Source organism: Micromonospora sp. CMU55-4, from assembly GCF_011602315.1.
Lineage (GTDB): Bacteria > Actinomycetota > Actinomycetes > Mycobacteriales > Micromonosporaceae > Micromonospora > Micromonospora chalcea.
In genome coordinates this window covers 441,880-455,316 of record NZ_JAAOLH010000003.1, presented here as the reverse complement: position 1 = coordinate 455,316, position 13,437 = coordinate 441,880, and the positions used below count along the sequence as shown (strand labels likewise).

Here is a 13,437-nt window from a genome sequence, read left to right as displayed (position 1 = left end):
GGCCGGGGTGCGGGCGGGCCGGGGGCGGGTCAGGTGTCGCCGTCTAGCGGGCGACCCGTCTCGTCCTGGGTGGTGCGGGCGGGCCGCCCGGCCGTGCGGGAGCGGGTGGGGTCGAGGAAGACGTACGCGATCTCCGGGAAGCGCCCGGTGAGCCGGCGTTCGGCCTCGTCGGCGGCGGCCTCGATGTCGGCGCCGGTGGCGTCGTCGTGGAAGTCGACCTTGGCGGCGACGAGGATGTCGTCGGGGCCGAGGAACATGGTCATCAGCGTGTCGATCCGGTCCACGGTCGGCACGTCCGCGAGCTCCCGTTCGATGCGCCGGTGCAGCCGGTCGGAGACCGAACGGCCGACCAGCAGCGAGATGTTGCTGCGGGCCAGCACGACGGCGACCACGAGCAGCAGCACGCCGATGAGGATCGAGGCGATCCCGTCGTACAGCTCGTCGCCGGTGAGGTGGGACAGGGTGAGCCCGGCGGCGGCGATCAGCAGGCCGACCAGCGCGGCGCTGTCCTCCAGGAAGACCGCCTTGACCGTGGTGTCGGCGGTCAGGCGCAGGTAGCGGCGAGGGGTGGTGCCCCAGCGGCGCGACTCGCCGCGCACCTGCCGCACCGCCCGGGCCAGCGACACCGACTCGATGGCGAACGAGACCGCCAGCACCACGTACGCGACGAGGTACTCGCCGCTGTGCTCGTGCACCAGGATGGTGGTGACGCCGTGGGTGATGGCGAAGCCGGCCCCGGCGACGAAGGTGAACAGCGCGGCGAGGAACGCCCAGACGTAGCTCTCCTTGCCGTACCCGAAGGGGTGCCGGGTGTCGGCGGGCCGCGCGCCCCGGCGCAGCGCCAGATAGAGCAGCACCTCGGTGGTGGTGTCGGCGAGCGAGTGGGCGGCCTCGGAGAGCATCGCCGCGGAGCCGGAGATCAGGCCCGCGACCAGCTTGGCGACGGCGATGGCGAGGTTCGCCGCGCCGGCCACCACGACCGTGCCGACGCTCTCGGTCTTGACCTCCGCTTCCACCATGCGCTCACCCTATGACCGGTCGATGCCCGTCGCCGGTCGGGAACACCTCCGCGCCGCGCCGCGCGGGTGCCCGCGCGCCATGCGCGGGCTGCTAGCGTTTGCACGTGTCCCGGACCCGTACCGAACGCCTGGTCAACCTGGTGATCTGCCTGCTGTCGACGCGACGCTTCCTGACCGCCGCGCAGATCGCCGCGACCGTGCCCGGCTACGAGCACGACCCGGACGACGCCAAGGACCACGAGGCGTTCCAGCGCAAGTTCGAGCGCGACAAGGCCGAGCTGCGTGAGCTGGGCGTGCCGCTGGAGACCGGCACGGCGAGCGTCTTCGACGCCGAGCCGGGCTACCGGATCGCGCCGCGCGCCTACGCGCTGCCCGACATCCCGCTCGAACCGGACGAGGCCGCGGCGGTGGGCATCGCCGCGCGGCTGTGGCAGCACGCCGGGCTGGCCGCTGCCGCGTCGTCCGGGCTGGCGAAGCTGCGCGCCGCCGGCATCGACGTGGACCCGCAGGCCACGCTCGGCCTGGAGCCCATGGTCACGGTCGACCCGGCGTTCGCGCCGCTGACCGCCGCTGCGCGGGACCGCCGCGAGGTCAGCTTCGACTACCGGGTGCCGGACCGGGACGCGCCCACCCGCCGCCGGGTGCAACCGTGGGGCGTGGTCTGCTGGCGCGGCCGGTGGTACGTGGTCGGTCACGACCTGGACCGCGCGGCGACCCGCTGCTTCCGGCTGTCCCGGGTGGTCGGCACGGTCCGGGCGACCGGCGAGCCGGGCGCCTACGAGCCGCCCGTCGGCGTCGACCTGATCAGCCACGTGGCCCGCTGGTCCGGGCCGGTGGAGCGCACCGGCCGGGCCACGGTGCTGGCCACTCCGGGCCGCGCCGCCGGGCTGCGCCGCTGGGCGGTGGAGTGCCAGGCCGGCCCGGACGGCGACCGGCTGGTGCTGCCGTACGCCGACGCCGACTACCTCGCCGGCCAGATCGTCGGGTACGGCCCGGACGTGCGGGTCCTGGAGCCACCGGAGGTACGGGAGGCGGTCATCCAGCGGCTGAAGGAGGTCGCCGCCCGGCACGACGAGCTGGCGACCGCCGGGGGTGCCCGGTGACCCGCCCGGCGGCCCGCGCCGGCCGTGCCTCCGCCGACCGGCTGGCCCGGCTGCTCAACCTGGTGCCCTACCTGCTGGCCCGCCCCGGCATCGAGATCGCCGAGGCGGCGCACGACCTCGGGGTGACCGAGAAGCAGCTCCGGGAGGACCTGGAACTGCTCTGGGTGTGCGGGCTGCCCGGCTACGGCCCCGGTGACCTGATCGACATGGCGTTCGACGGCGACCGGGTCACCATCACCTACGACGCCGGCATCGACCGGCCGCTGCGGCTCACCCCCGACGAGGCGCTGGCCCTGGTGGTGGCGTTGCGGATGATCGCCGAGACGCCCGGGGTGGCCAACCGGGAGGCGGTCGAGCGGGCGCTCGCCAAGATCGAGAACGCCGCCGGTGACCTGGCCGGCGCGCCGGTGGAGGTCCGCCTGCCCGGCGACAGCGCCCGGGTACGCGAGCTGCGCGCCGCCGTCGAGCGCGGCCGGGCGCTGCGGATCACCTACTACACCGCGGCGCGGGACGAGACCACCGAGCGCACCATCGACCCGCTGCGGATGCTGATGGTCGGCGGCCGGGCGTACGTGGAGGCGTGGTGCCGCCGTGCCGAGGCGGTGCGGCTGTTCCGGGCCGACCGGATCGACGCGGTGGCCGAGCTGCCGGAGCAGGCGGTCGTGCCGCCGCAGGCCCGCCCGCACGACCTCAGTGACGGCGTGTTCCGCCCGTCGGCCGACCTGCCGCTGATCACGCTGCGGATCGGCCGGGGCGAGCGGTGGATCACCGAATACTATCCGTGCGAGCGCGTCGAGGCCGACGGCGAGCAGTGGCTGGTGTCGCTGCGCGTCACCGACCTCGGGTGGGCCCGGCGGTTCGTGCTCGGGCTGGGCCCGGAGGTGACGGTGGTCGCCCCGGCCGAGCTGGCCGAGCAGGTACGCGCCCAGGCCGTGGCCGCGCTCGACGCGTACGCGACCCCGGCCGGCACCGCCGACCCGGCGGCCGCCGGCGTCACCCGATAGGCTGACCGCCGTGGTGAAGTGGATCGTGCTCGGAGTCGTGCTGTTCGCGCTTGTCGTCCTGGCGCTGGCGGTCCGTCCGGTGGTGAGCCGCCTGTCCGGGCTGCGCCGTTCCGCGCTGGCGTTGCAGCGCCGGGCGGCCGAGGCGGAGTCGCTGCGTACCGCCGCCGAACAGCTGCAGGCGCGGGCCGAGTCGCTCCAGGAACGGATCGTCGTCGCGCAGGAGCGGATGACGTTGATCAAGGCCAAGCGCGGCGACTGATCGAGGGCCCCCGGCCCGGTGAGCGTCGTTTGCGCGTAACCGGGCGGTTGCGCGCAGAAATGCGCGGACCTGGACGGTTGACGGGACACTTCGGGTTGGTCGAAACTTCACCGATCGGGCCCGCACCAGCAGGCCCACCGGGGTGGCAAGCCGCTGCGACGCACGTACGATGGGCGGCGACCCACCCTCACCGACACAGAGCGACTGGAGCTTCCCATGGGTGCCCTCAAGCCGTGGCACATCGCCGTACTCGTGGTCGTGCTGATCCTGCTGTTCGGCGCGAAGCGGCTCCCCGACGCGGCCCGCTCGCTGGGCCGATCCCTGCGGATCATCAAGGCCGAGACCAAGAGCCTGCAGGACGACGACCGTAACCTCGCCGAGAAGGCGGACGCGCAGGCCGGCTACCAGCCGCTCCCGCCGCAGCAGCCGGTGCAGGGGCAGCCGTACGCGCAGCAGCAGCCGTACGCGCAGCAGCCGTACGCGCCGCAGCCGCAGCAGCCGGTCGCGCCGCCGGCCGACCCGGTGCAGCGCGTCCGCGAGAACTGATCCGAGAGGGCCCCAACCACCGTGGCCTTCGGGTTGAAGAAGCGCGGCCCGAGCAACTTCGCGCGGGCCGCCGACGGCTCGATGACGCTCATGGAGCACATCCGTGAGCTGCGCAACCGGCTGTTCCGCGCGTCGTTGGCGATCCTGGTCGGCTTCGGCTTCGGCGTCTGGCTGTCCGGGCCGGTGCTGCACATCCTGCAGAAGCCCTACTGCGACCTGCCCAAGGCGCGGTTGATCGACGGCAACTGCAACTTCGTCCAGCTCGGTCCCGCCGACCTGTTCCTGCTGCAGATGAAGGTGGCCCTCTGGGTCGGCCTGATCATCGCCGCGCCGATCTGGCTCTACCAGCTCTGGGCGTTCATCGCGCCCGGCCTGCACCGGCACGAGCGGCGGTACGCGTACTTCTTCACCGCGCTGGCGGCCCCGCTGTTCGCGGCCGGCGCGGTGCTGGCGTACTTCGTCACGTCCAAGGGCCTGGAGTTCCTGCTCAACGTCTCCGGCGGCGGCGACGTGACCACCACTCTCGACATCACCCGCTACGTCGGGTTCGTCACGAACCTGATCCTGCTGTTCGGGGTGGCGTTTGAGTTCCCGCTGATCGTGCTGATGCTCAACTTCGTCGGCCTGGCCAGCGCCAAGCGGCTGCTCAGCTGGTGGCGGGTGGCGGTGTTCGTGTTCTTCGCGTTCTCCGCCGTGGTCACGCCGACACCCGACCCGTTCGGCATGACCGCGCTGGCGATCTGCCTCTGCGCGCTCTACTTCGCCGCGGTGGGGGTGGCGTTCATCAACGACAAGCGGCGCGGTCGCGGGCGTGAGGTCTACGCCGGCATCGCCGACGACGAGGTGTCACCGCTGGACCTGTCGACCGAGCCGGTGCCCGCCGGGGGCCGGATCGAGGCGTCCGAGCCGATCGGCGCGCCCGAGCCCGTCGTCGCCCCGAAGGCGATCGAACGCCGCTACGACGACATGACCTGACCGACCCCGCTCACCTCCGGACGCCGTCCCCACCTCACGGGGGCGGCGTCCGCGTTTCCGCAGCCGCCCCTCGCCGCCGCGCCGAGTGCCCTCCGCCGACCTTGAACTCGATGCGCGCGCGACGGCCGCCCTCACGTTGATCATGGACTTGCTGCCCCTCGGATGACCGGTTTCCGCACTTTGCCCGGGCAGGAAGTGCAAGATCGCCGGGGCCGGGGCCGGGGCCGGGGCCGGGGCCGGGGCGGGGGCGGGGGCGGGGGGTCAGGTGATGCGGCGGGCTGCGTTGGGAGCGGCGGCGGGGAGCGCGTCGGGGTGGAGGATGGCGGCTATCGCCTCGGTGCCGTCGACCAGGCGCGGGCCGGCGCGCACGATCAGGCCGTCCGCGTCCAGCGCCCACACCTGCGCGCCGGGGAAGTGCCCGGCCACGCCGACGGCCTGCTCGGCCGCGCCGTCGAGACGGAAGCCGCACGGCGCGACCAGCACCACGTCGGGTCGGGCGGCCCGCAGGGCGTCCCAGGTGGTCGGGCCGGACCGGGCGCCGCGATGGGTGCCCACCGGCTCGCCGCCGGCCACGTCGACCAGGTCGGGAATCCAGTGCCCGGCGCCGAACGGCGGGTCCACCCATTCGACCACCGCGACCCGGGGCCGGGGCCGGCCCGCCACCGCCGCGCGGACCGCCGCGAGCCGGCCGCGCAGGCCGTCGACAAGGGCCTCGGCGCGCTCCGGCACCCGGGCCGCCGCGCCCACCGCGCGGATCGACTCCAGCACGTCGTCCAGGGTGTACGGGTCCAGCGACAGCACCTCCGCCCGGCACCCGAGGTGGTCCACCGCGTCGGCGACCCGGCCCGAGGGCAGCGCGCAGACCCGGCACAGGTCCTGGGTGAGGATCAGGTCCGGGTCCAGCCCGGCCAGCGCCCCGGCGTGCAGCGTGTACAGGTCGGCCCCGGCCGCGACCTGCGCCTTGACGTAGGCGTCGATGTCGCCGGGACTCATGCCCCGGGTGTCCCGGCCGCCGACGACCACAGTGGTGCCCGCCCGGTACGACGGGGGCACCTCGCACTCGAACGTGACGCCGACCAGGTCGTCGCCGAGACCCAGCGCGTACACGATCTCGGTGGCGGAGGGGAGCAGGGAGACCAGCCGCATGCCGCCATCATGCCGGTCCCGCGGATCGCCCGGTGCGCGGGCACATCGGGTCGCCCTCGGGCCTTGCCGCGACGCCGTACGCGCTTAGACTCTGCTGACTCCGCCGAGCCCCCCGGGCGGTGTGCCGGGGTGCGTCGGCGCCCCGTTCCGGTCAGTCCGTCTGACCTGCGCTCCGGAGAACCCGATGAAGAGCCGTACCGCCGCCGTCCTGACCGTCCTCTGCGCGGCCACCGCGCTCACCGCCTGCGGTGACGACGAGCCCGCGCCGAAGGGCCAGCAGGTGCCGGTGACCGCCACCGACACCAGTTGTGAGGTCACCACCACGCTGTTCACCCCGGGCACCGTCACGTTCACCGTGACCAACCGGGGTCAGCAGGCCACCGGGGTCTACGTCTACGGCCGCGAGGGCGACGCCTTCACCAAGGTGATCGCCGAGGTGGCGGACGTGCCGGCGGGCCGTACCGGCGACCTGCGTGCCTCGCTGCAGACCGGCACGTACGAGGTGGCCTGCAAGCCCGGCCGGCAGGGCGACGGCGTGCGTACGAAGATCACCGTGTCCGACGACGGCAACCTGGCCAGCGCCGCAGCCGAGGTGGCCTACGACCGGTCGGTGACGATCGAGCTGACCGACGACGCGATGACCGGGGTGGACGCCCTGATCGCCGAGCCGGGCGAGAAGCTGGCGTTCAAGGTGACGAACAAGACCGCTGGGGCCCGGACGCTGTACGTGCTCAACCCCGACGGCAAGCGGGTCGCGGAGATGAAGGCGGAGGCCAACGGCACCGCCGAGACGGTGGTGACGCTCGGCGCGGCGGGGGACTGGTCGCTGAAGGTCAAGGGCGACGGCGTGCCGTCGGTGAGCAAGCGGCTGGTGGTGCGCTGAGGCGGCCGCGAAAACACCATCGATCCGGCTGCATCCACCGGGGACGGTGCGGGCGAAGCATTGGTCGTGACGACAGTCACGGACCTGGTCGCTTCGACGAAAGGCTCCCCGATGAACATCGCTCGTCTCGCCGCCCGGCTGGCCGTGGGCGCCACCGCGGCGGCGGTGGCCACCACCGCCGTCGCCGTGCCCGCCCAGGCCGGCGCCAAGCAGCCGGGCACGCGGTCGCTGGCCGCCGTGCTCACCGCGGACAAGAGCGGCTTCGACCGCAACTCGCGGGACTTCGACGTGCTCACCAAGGCGGTCCTGACGGTGCTGCAGGCCAAGCCGGACTCGCCGGTGAAGGTGCTCACCGACGGTACCGTCGCGCTGACCGCGTTCGTGCCGAACGACTACGCGTTCCGCGAGCTGGTCCGGGACATCACCGCCGCGAAGAAGCTGCCCGGGGAGAAGGCCGCGTTCGACGCGGTCGCCGGCCTCGGCGTGGACACCGTGGAGGACGTCCTGCTCTACCACGTCGTGCCGGGCGCGACGATCGACCGGAAGGCGGCGCTGAAGGCGGACGGCGCGGACCTGACCACCGCGCTCGGCGCCACCGTCGAGGTGGACGTGAAGCGCTGCTGGTACGGCCGCGAGGTGCGCCTGGTCGACGCCGACACCAGCGACCGCAACGCCAAGGTGGTGCGGTACGACATCAACAAGGGCAACAAGCAGATCGCGCACGCGGTGGACCGGGTGCTGCGCCCGATCGACCTTCCCTGAACCACCCCCGCCACGGCGCCCGGCACCCCCTGCCGGGCGCCGTCGGCGTGTGCCGCCCACCCGCCGTGTGACCTGGCTCTGGTGGGCGGCGTGAGCGGTGCCGTACGGTGCTCGCCGTGACCGCGCACGATCATGTCCCGCCCGGCCCCGTCGCCGTGCTCGCCAACCCGACCGCCGGCCGGGGGCGGCACCGCGGTCTGCTGCCCGGGATCCTGGAGCGCCTCGCCGGAGCAGGCCGCCCGGTCGAGCTGCTGCGCGCGCGTACCCCCGAGGAGGCGGAGGCGGCGTGCCACGCCGCGGTCGCCGGCGGCGCCGGGGCGCTCGTCGCGGTGGGCGGCGACGGCACGATGCACCGCGCGTTGCAGGCGGTCGCCGGCACCGATGTGCCGTTCGGGCCGGTACCGGCGGGCACCGGCAACGACTTCGCGGTGGACACCGGCTTCCCGGCCGACCCGGTGGCCGCGGTCGAGGTGATCGCCGACGCGCTCGCCGCCGGCCGTGCCCGGTCGGTGGACCTGGCGCGGCTGTCCCGGCGCGGCGAGGCCGACCGCTGGTTCGGCGCGGTGCTCGCGGCGGGCTTCGACGCGATCGTCAACGAACGCGCCAACCGGATGCGCTGGCCGCGCGGCCCGCGCCGGTACGACCTGGCGATAGTGGTCGAGCTGGCCCGGCTGCGGCCACGCCGCTACCGGCTGGTTCTCGACGGGGTGGCGCAGGAGGTCGACGCGGTGCTGGTCGCGGTGGGAAACACGGCCAGCTACGGCGGCGGCATGCGGATCTGCCCGGACGCCGACCCGCACGACGGCCTGCTGGACGTGGTGGTGGGCGGGCGGTTCGACAGGCGCACGCTGATGCGGGTCAAGCCGCAGATCTACCGGGGCACCCATGTCACGCACCCGCTGGCGCGCGTCTACCGGGCGCGGACGGTGGAGCTGGCCGCCGAGGGGATCACCTCGTACGCCGACGGGGAACGCTCCCTCGACCTGCCGGTGACCGTCACGGCCGTGCCGGCGGCGCTGCGGCTGCTGCGCTGACCGCCGCCACGCCCTCGGCGTCCGGTGGGCCGGGAACGGGCGGCGGCGCGGTGGACGGGGCGGCGGCGCAGACCGCGCTGGCGCTCGCGGCGACCACCAGCCCGATCGCGAGCACCTCGACCGGGTGCAGCGCCTGGCCGAGCACCAGCCAGCCGGCCACCGCGGCGATCGCCGGGCCGAGGCTCATCATGACCGCGAACGTCGCGGTGGGCAGCCGCCGCAGCGCCGCCAGCTCCAGGCTGTACGGCAGCACGGAGGCGAGCAGCGCCAGCCCGGTACCGAGCCCCAGCACCACCGGGTCGGCGAGGCGACCGCCGTCGTCGGCCAGCCCGAACGGCAGCGTCAGCAGCGCCGCGACGGTCAGCGAGAGGGCCAGCCCGTCCGCGCCGGGGAACCGCGCGCCGATCCGCGCCGAGCAGACGATGTACGCGGCCCACATCGCGCCCGCCGTCAGCGCCAGCGCCGCGCCGACCGGGTCGAGCCGGTCGAACCCGCCCTGCCCGAGCAGCGCCACCCCGCCCAGCGCCAGCGCGGCCCAGAACCAGGCCGCCGCCCGGCGCGCGCCGAACACCGACAGCGCCAGCGGGCCGAGCACCTCCAGCGTCACCGCCGGACCGAGCGGGATCCGCTCGATCGCCTGGTAGAAGATCGAGTTCATGCCGGCCAGGGCCAGCCCGAACGCGACCACTGCGGCCCAGTCCCGGCGCCCGTACCCGCGCACCCGGGGGCGGCACACCACGAGCATCACCAGCGCGCCGATGGTCAGCCGCAGCGTCACCGCCCCGGCCACCCCGGTGCGCGGGAACAGCAGCGCCGCCAGCGCGGAGCCGAACTGCACCGACAGCGCCCCGCCGAGCACCAGCGCGACGCCGCCGAGCCGGCCCGGCGCACGCGGCGGCAAGGGGTGGACACCGGTCATGCCCCTGACCGTAGCCGGTGCGCCGGGACGGGTTCGCGCCGCTGGCGGGGTGTGCGCTCAGCCGACCCCGGCCAGGTCGAGCACCGCGCCGAGCCCGTTCGGGCGGCCGGCGTCGGCGCACGGCAGCACCAGCACCCCGCACCCGGCCGCGACCGCGCCCGCGTCGGCCGGGGTGTCGCCCACCATGAGCGTGCGCTCCGGGTCGACGCCGAGCATCCCGCAGGCGCGCAGGAAGATGCCCGGGTCCGGCTTGCAGCGCCCCACCTCGTACGACAGCGCGTACGCGTCGACCAGCCCGTCGAGATCCCAGGCGGCGAACAGCGGTCGCAGGTCGAAGCCGATGTTGCTGACCACCGCCACCTTCACCCCGGCGGAGCGCAGCGCGCCGAGCACCGGCTCGGTGTCCGGGTACGGCACCCAGCCCTCGGGCACCAGCACCCGCTCGTAGAGCGCGTCGGCGAACCCGTCGATGCCGGTGTCCACCGTCTCGGCCAGCCCGGTGTACGCGCCCCGGTGGGCCTGCGGGTAGAGATCGCGGTCGGCCCACAGCTCGGCCAGCCGGGGCGGCACCCGGGCCGGCAGCGGGCCACCCGCGCGCCCGGCGGTGAGCAGCCGGTCGGCCAGCGACGTGGCCCGGATCCGGTCCAGCTCGACGCCGCAGGCGGACGCCGCGGCGAGCACCCAGGTCAGCGGCTCCTCCACCTGGGCGAGCGTGCCGTGGAAGTCGAAGAGCACCGCCTCCACGGGCCGGCGGGACGGGCGCGGGCCCACGACGTCGTCGGCGCCGCTGGCGGCATGGGGCAGTTCGGTACGGTCCGGCACGTCGTGCACCCTACCGACCCGCTCCGACCGTCCTGCCGGATGGCCTTGACCGGTACTCGTCGGCCGTACCGATTAATCTTGGATCCATGTCGAGCCCCGCCGAGCGGTACGCCGCGGCGCGCCGCCGGGCCGCGCAGGCCTCCGCCTTCCCGGCCCTGGACGAATTCTCCCTGGATCTCGGGTTCGATCTCGACGACTTCCAGCGCGAGGCGTGCGAGGCGCTGGAGCGGGGCAGCGGCGTGCTGGTCTGCGCGCCCACCGGCGCCGGCAAGACCGTGGTGGGCGAGTTCGCGGTGCACCTGGCGCTGCGCGGCCGGCCCGGCGGCGACGCGCCTGCGGCCCGGCGCAAGTGCTTCTACACCACGCCGATCAAGGCGCTGTCCAACCAGAAGTACCACGACCTGGTGGACCGCTACGGCGCCGAGCAGGTCGGCCTGCTCACCGGCGACAACGCGATAAACGGCGACGCGCCGGTGGTGGTGATGACCACCGAGGTGCTGCGCAACATGCTCTACGCCGGCTCGGCCACCCTCGAGGGCCTGGCGTACGTGGTGATGGACGAGGTCCACTACCTGGCCGACCGGTTCCGTGGCGGGGTCTGGGAAGAGGTGATCATCCACCTGCCCGAGTCGGTCACGCTGGTGTCGCTGTCGGCCACCGTCTCCAACGCCGAGGAGTTCGCCGACTGGCTGGTCACCGTACGCGGCGAGACCGCCGTGGTGGTCTCCGAGCACCGCCCGGTGCCGCTGTGGCAGCACATGCTCGTCGGCAAGCGGATGTTCGACCTGTTCCACGACGCCGACGCGGCCCGCAAGCACGACGTGCACCCGGAGCTGCTGCGCTACACCCGGGACACGATGCGCCGGCTGGAGCTGGGCGAGGGCCGCAGCGCCGGCCCCGGTGGCGGCCGGCGCGGCCCGCGTTGGCGCGGCCCGATGCGCCCGGACATCGTCGACCGGCTCGACCGGGAGGGGCTGCTGCCGGCGATCCTGTTCATCTTCAGCCGGGCCGGCTGCGACGCCGCAGTGCAGCAGTGCCTGGCCGCCGGGCTGCGCCTGACCTCCCCGGAGGAACGCGCCGAGATCCGCCGGGTGGTCGAGTCCCGGGTCACCGCCATCCCCGGCGAGGACCTGTCCGTGCTCGGCTACTGGGAGTGGCTCGACGGGCTGGAGCGCGGGCTGGCCGCCCACCACGCCGGCATGCTCCCCGCGTTCAAGGAGGTCGTCGAGGAGCTGTTCGTCCGCGGGCTGGTCAAGGCCGTCTTCGCCACCGAGACGCTGGCGCTGGGCATCAACATGCCGGCCCGCTGCGTGGTGCTGGAACGCCTGGTCAAGTTCAACGGCGAGGCCCACGTCGACCTCACCCCGGGCGAGTACACCCAGCTCACCGGCCGGGCCGGCCGCCGGGGCATCGACGTCGAGGGCCACGCCGTGGTGGTCTGGTCGCCGGAGACCGACCCCCGGCACGTGGCCGGGCTCGCCTCCACCCGCACCTACCCGCTGCGCTCCAGCTTCCGGCCGTCGTACAACATGGCCGTCAACCTGGTCGGCAGCGTCGGCGCGGCGCCGGCCCGCGAGCTGCTGGAGTCCTCGTTCGCGCAGTTCCAGGCCGACCGGTCGGTGGTCGGTCTGGCCCGGCAGGTGCAGCGCAACACCGAGACCATCGAGGCGTACGGCGCGGAGGCCGCCTGCCACCACGGCGACTTCGACGAGTACTTCGCGCTGCGGGTGGCGATCGCCGACCGGGAACGGGCCATCGCCCGGCAGGGCCAGACCCAGCGCAAGGCGGCGGCTGTCGCCTCGCTGGAGCGGCTGCGGGTCGGTGACGTGATCCGGGTGCCGTCCGGGCGGCGGGCCGGCCTGGCGGTGGTGCTGGACCCGGCCACCGGCGGGTTCGGTGAGCCCCGGCCGCTGGTGCTCACCCAGGACCGCTGGGCCGGCCGGGTCACCCCCGGTGACTTCACCACCCCGGCGGAGGTGCTGACCCGCATCCGGGTGCCGAAGCACTTCAACCACCGTTCGCCTGCGGCCCGGCGGGACCTGGCCGCGGCGGTCAGCGGCACCGGCCTGGACCGGCACGGCGGCCGGCGGGGCGGCCGGTCCCGTCAGGCGGCGGGGGAGGACCACCGCCTCAGCCAGCTCCGCGTCGAGCTGCGCGCGCACCCGTGTCACGCCTGCCCGGATCGGGAGGAACACGCCCGCTGGGCGGAGCGGCGGCGCCGGCTGGAACGCGACACCGAGGAGCTGCGTCAGCGGGTGTCCGGGCGGACCGGCTCGCTGGCCCGTACCTTCGACCGGATCGTGGCGTTGCTGACCGCGCGCGGCTACCTGGCCGCCGACGGTGAGGTCACCGACGCCGGCCGGATGCTGGCCCGGATCTGGACCGAGGCGGACCTGCTGGTGGCCGAGTGCCTGCGCCGACGGGTGTGGGACGGCCTGTCCCCGGCCGAGCTGGCCGCCGCCGTGTCGGTGGTGGTCTTCGAGGCCCGGCGGGACGTCGACGAGCGGGCGTCGTTGCCGCGTGGCGGGGTCGCCGACGCGGTCGACGAGACGCTCAAGCTGTGGGGCGACATCGAGGCCGACGAGGCGGCGCGCGGCCTGGCGGTGACCCGCGAGCCGGATCTCGGGTTCGCCTGGCCGATCTACCGGTGGGCGCGCGGCGAGGCGCTGGCCAAGGTGCTCGCCAGCGGGCACCAGATCGACGGGGAGATGCCGGCCGGCGACTTCGTCAGGTGGGCGCGACAGGTGGTCGACCTGCTCGGGCAGGTCGCCGACTCGGGTGGCGCTTCGGCCGAGCTGCGCGGCACCGCACGGCAGGCCATCGCGGCGGTCAACCGGGGCGTGCTGGCCTACCACGCCTCCGCCTAACGGTCACTTTCGGTCACCGATCTCCGGAAACCGACGCATCGCTGCGTCACCGCGCTGACACCCCGCGAATTGTCGGGGGGTCGATGCATGCCCTGGTC

General features: G+C 74.5%; 13 protein-coding genes. 9 read left to right on the top strand and 4 right to left on the bottom strand.

Annotated elements, in window-relative coordinates:
• Positions 1 to 29: 29 nt before the first annotated feature.
• Positions 30 to 1,019: a cation diffusion facilitator family transporter gene (locus HA073_RS08175; protein ID WP_043324375.1), complete on the bottom strand. Its 990-nt coding sequence runs from the start codon at positions 1,017 to 1,019 to the stop codon at positions 30 to 32.
• Positions 1,020 to 1,123: 104 nt separating this feature from the next.
• On the opposite strand from HA073_RS08175, the gene HA073_RS08170 reads away from it, so the two are divergent.
• From HA073_RS08170 to tatC, 5 genes are all read left to right on the top strand, one after another.
• On the top strand, positions 1,124 to 2,122 hold the full coding sequence (locus tag HA073_RS08170; RefSeq protein ID WP_113973691.1) for a YafY family protein: 999 nt from the start codon (positions 1,124 to 1,126) through the stop codon (positions 2,120 to 2,122).
• On the top strand, positions 2,119 to 3,126 hold the full coding sequence (locus tag HA073_RS08165; protein WP_043324373.1) for a YafY family protein: 1,008 nt from the start codon (positions 2,119 to 2,121) through the stop codon (positions 3,124 to 3,126). The genes HA073_RS08170 and HA073_RS08165 overlap by 4 nt, the downstream gene beginning before the upstream one ends.
• Before the next feature lie 10 nt (positions 3,127 to 3,136).
• A complete protein-coding gene (locus HA073_RS08160; protein WP_043324371.1) occupies positions 3,137 to 3,385 on the top strand; it encodes a hypothetical protein in 249 nt (82 codons plus the stop codon).
• A 216-nt stretch (positions 3,386 to 3,601) separates the two neighbouring features.
• Positions 3,602 to 3,931 carry a Sec-independent protein translocase subunit TatA gene (gene tatA, locus HA073_RS08155; RefSeq protein ID WP_064446099.1) on the top strand — a complete coding sequence of 110 codons (330 nt, stop codon included), beginning with the start codon at positions 3,602 to 3,604 and terminating at the stop codon, positions 3,929 to 3,931.
• A gap of 21 nt (positions 3,932 to 3,952) precedes the next feature.
• Positions 3,953 to 4,906 (top strand): twin-arginine translocase subunit TatC, encoded by a 954-nt coding sequence (gene tatC, locus HA073_RS08150; RefSeq protein ID WP_166456046.1) that lies wholly within the window; start codon positions 3,953 to 3,955, stop codon positions 4,904 to 4,906.
• A gap of 261 nt (positions 4,907 to 5,167) precedes the next feature.
• Here the strand turns inward: tatC and HA073_RS08145 are convergent, their stop codons facing one another.
• The gene (locus tag HA073_RS08145) at positions 5,168 to 6,052 is read right to left on the bottom strand and encodes an ABC transporter substrate-binding protein (protein WP_166456045.1); all 885 of its coding nucleotides are present in this window, start codon (positions 6,050 to 6,052) and stop codon (positions 5,168 to 5,170) included.
• 184 nt (positions 6,053 to 6,236) lie between these two features.
• On the opposite strand from HA073_RS08145, the gene HA073_RS08140 reads away from it, so the two are divergent.
• The 3 genes from HA073_RS08140 to HA073_RS08130 all read left to right on the top strand — a co-directional run bounded on the left by HA073_RS08140 (position 6,237) and on the right by HA073_RS08130 (position 8,731).
• Positions 6,237 to 6,935, top strand: a complete 699-nt coding sequence (locus tag HA073_RS08140) for a hypothetical protein (protein WP_064446096.1) — start codon at positions 6,237 to 6,239, stop codon at positions 6,933 to 6,935.
• A gap of 111 nt (positions 6,936 to 7,046) precedes the next feature.
• The gene (locus tag HA073_RS08135; protein ID WP_187694154.1) at positions 7,047 to 7,697 is read left to right on the top strand and encodes a fasciclin domain-containing protein; all 651 of its coding nucleotides are present in this window, start codon (positions 7,047 to 7,049) and stop codon (positions 7,695 to 7,697) included.
• A 116-nt stretch (positions 7,698 to 7,813) separates the two neighbouring features.
• Complete coding sequence (locus HA073_RS08130) at positions 7,814 to 8,731, top strand: diacylglycerol kinase (RefSeq protein ID WP_374226008.1); 918 nt, start codon at positions 7,814 to 7,816, stop codon at positions 8,729 to 8,731.
• Here the strand turns inward: HA073_RS08130 and HA073_RS08125 are convergent.
• Complete coding sequence (locus HA073_RS08125; RefSeq protein ID WP_166456044.1) at positions 8,694 to 9,650, bottom strand: DMT family transporter; 957 nt, start codon at positions 9,648 to 9,650, stop codon at positions 8,694 to 8,696. The genes HA073_RS08130 and HA073_RS08125 overlap by 38 nt on opposite strands.
• 57 nt (positions 9,651 to 9,707) lie before the next feature.
• Positions 9,708 to 10,472, bottom strand: coding sequence for an HAD family hydrolase (locus HA073_RS08120; RefSeq protein WP_043330167.1), 765 nt, complete (start codon positions 10,470 to 10,472; stop codon positions 9,708 to 9,710).
• A gap of 86 nt (positions 10,473 to 10,558) precedes the next feature.
• Here HA073_RS08120 and HA073_RS08115 point away from each other — a divergent pair, with 86 nt between their 5' ends.
• The gene (locus HA073_RS08115; protein WP_166456043.1) at positions 10,559 to 13,339 is read left to right on the top strand and encodes an RNA helicase; all 2,781 of its coding nucleotides are present in this window, start codon (positions 10,559 to 10,561) and stop codon (positions 13,337 to 13,339) included.
• Positions 13,340 to 13,437 lie beyond the last annotated feature (98 nt).

Excerpts from the sequence above, each read along its gene's own strand:
- HA073_RS08175 (WP_043324375.1), bottom strand. The coding sequence starts at position 1,019 with ATGGTGGAAGCGGAGGTCAAGACCGAGAGCGTCGGCACGGTCGTGGTG.
- tatA (WP_064446099.1), top strand. The coding sequence starts at position 3,602 with ATGGGTGCCCTCAAGCCGTGGCACATCGCCGTACTCGTGGTCGTGCTG.
- HA073_RS08145 (WP_166456045.1), bottom strand. The coding sequence starts at position 6,052 with ATGCGGCTGGTCTCCCTGCTCCCCTCCGCCACCGAGATCGTGTACGCG.
- HA073_RS08140 (WP_064446096.1), top strand. The coding sequence starts at position 6,237 with ATGAAGAGCCGTACCGCCGCCGTCCTGACCGTCCTCTGCGCGGCCACC.
- HA073_RS08135 (WP_187694154.1), top strand. The coding sequence starts at position 7,047 with ATGAACATCGCTCGTCTCGCCGCCCGGCTGGCCGTGGGCGCCACCGCG.
- HA073_RS08125 (WP_166456044.1), bottom strand. The coding sequence starts at position 9,650 with ATGACCGGTGTCCACCCCTTGCCGCCGCGTGCGCCGGGCCGGCTCGGC.
- HA073_RS08115 (WP_166456043.1), top strand. The coding sequence starts at position 10,559 with ATGTCGAGCCCCGCCGAGCGGTACGCCGCGGCGCGCCGCCGGGCCGCG.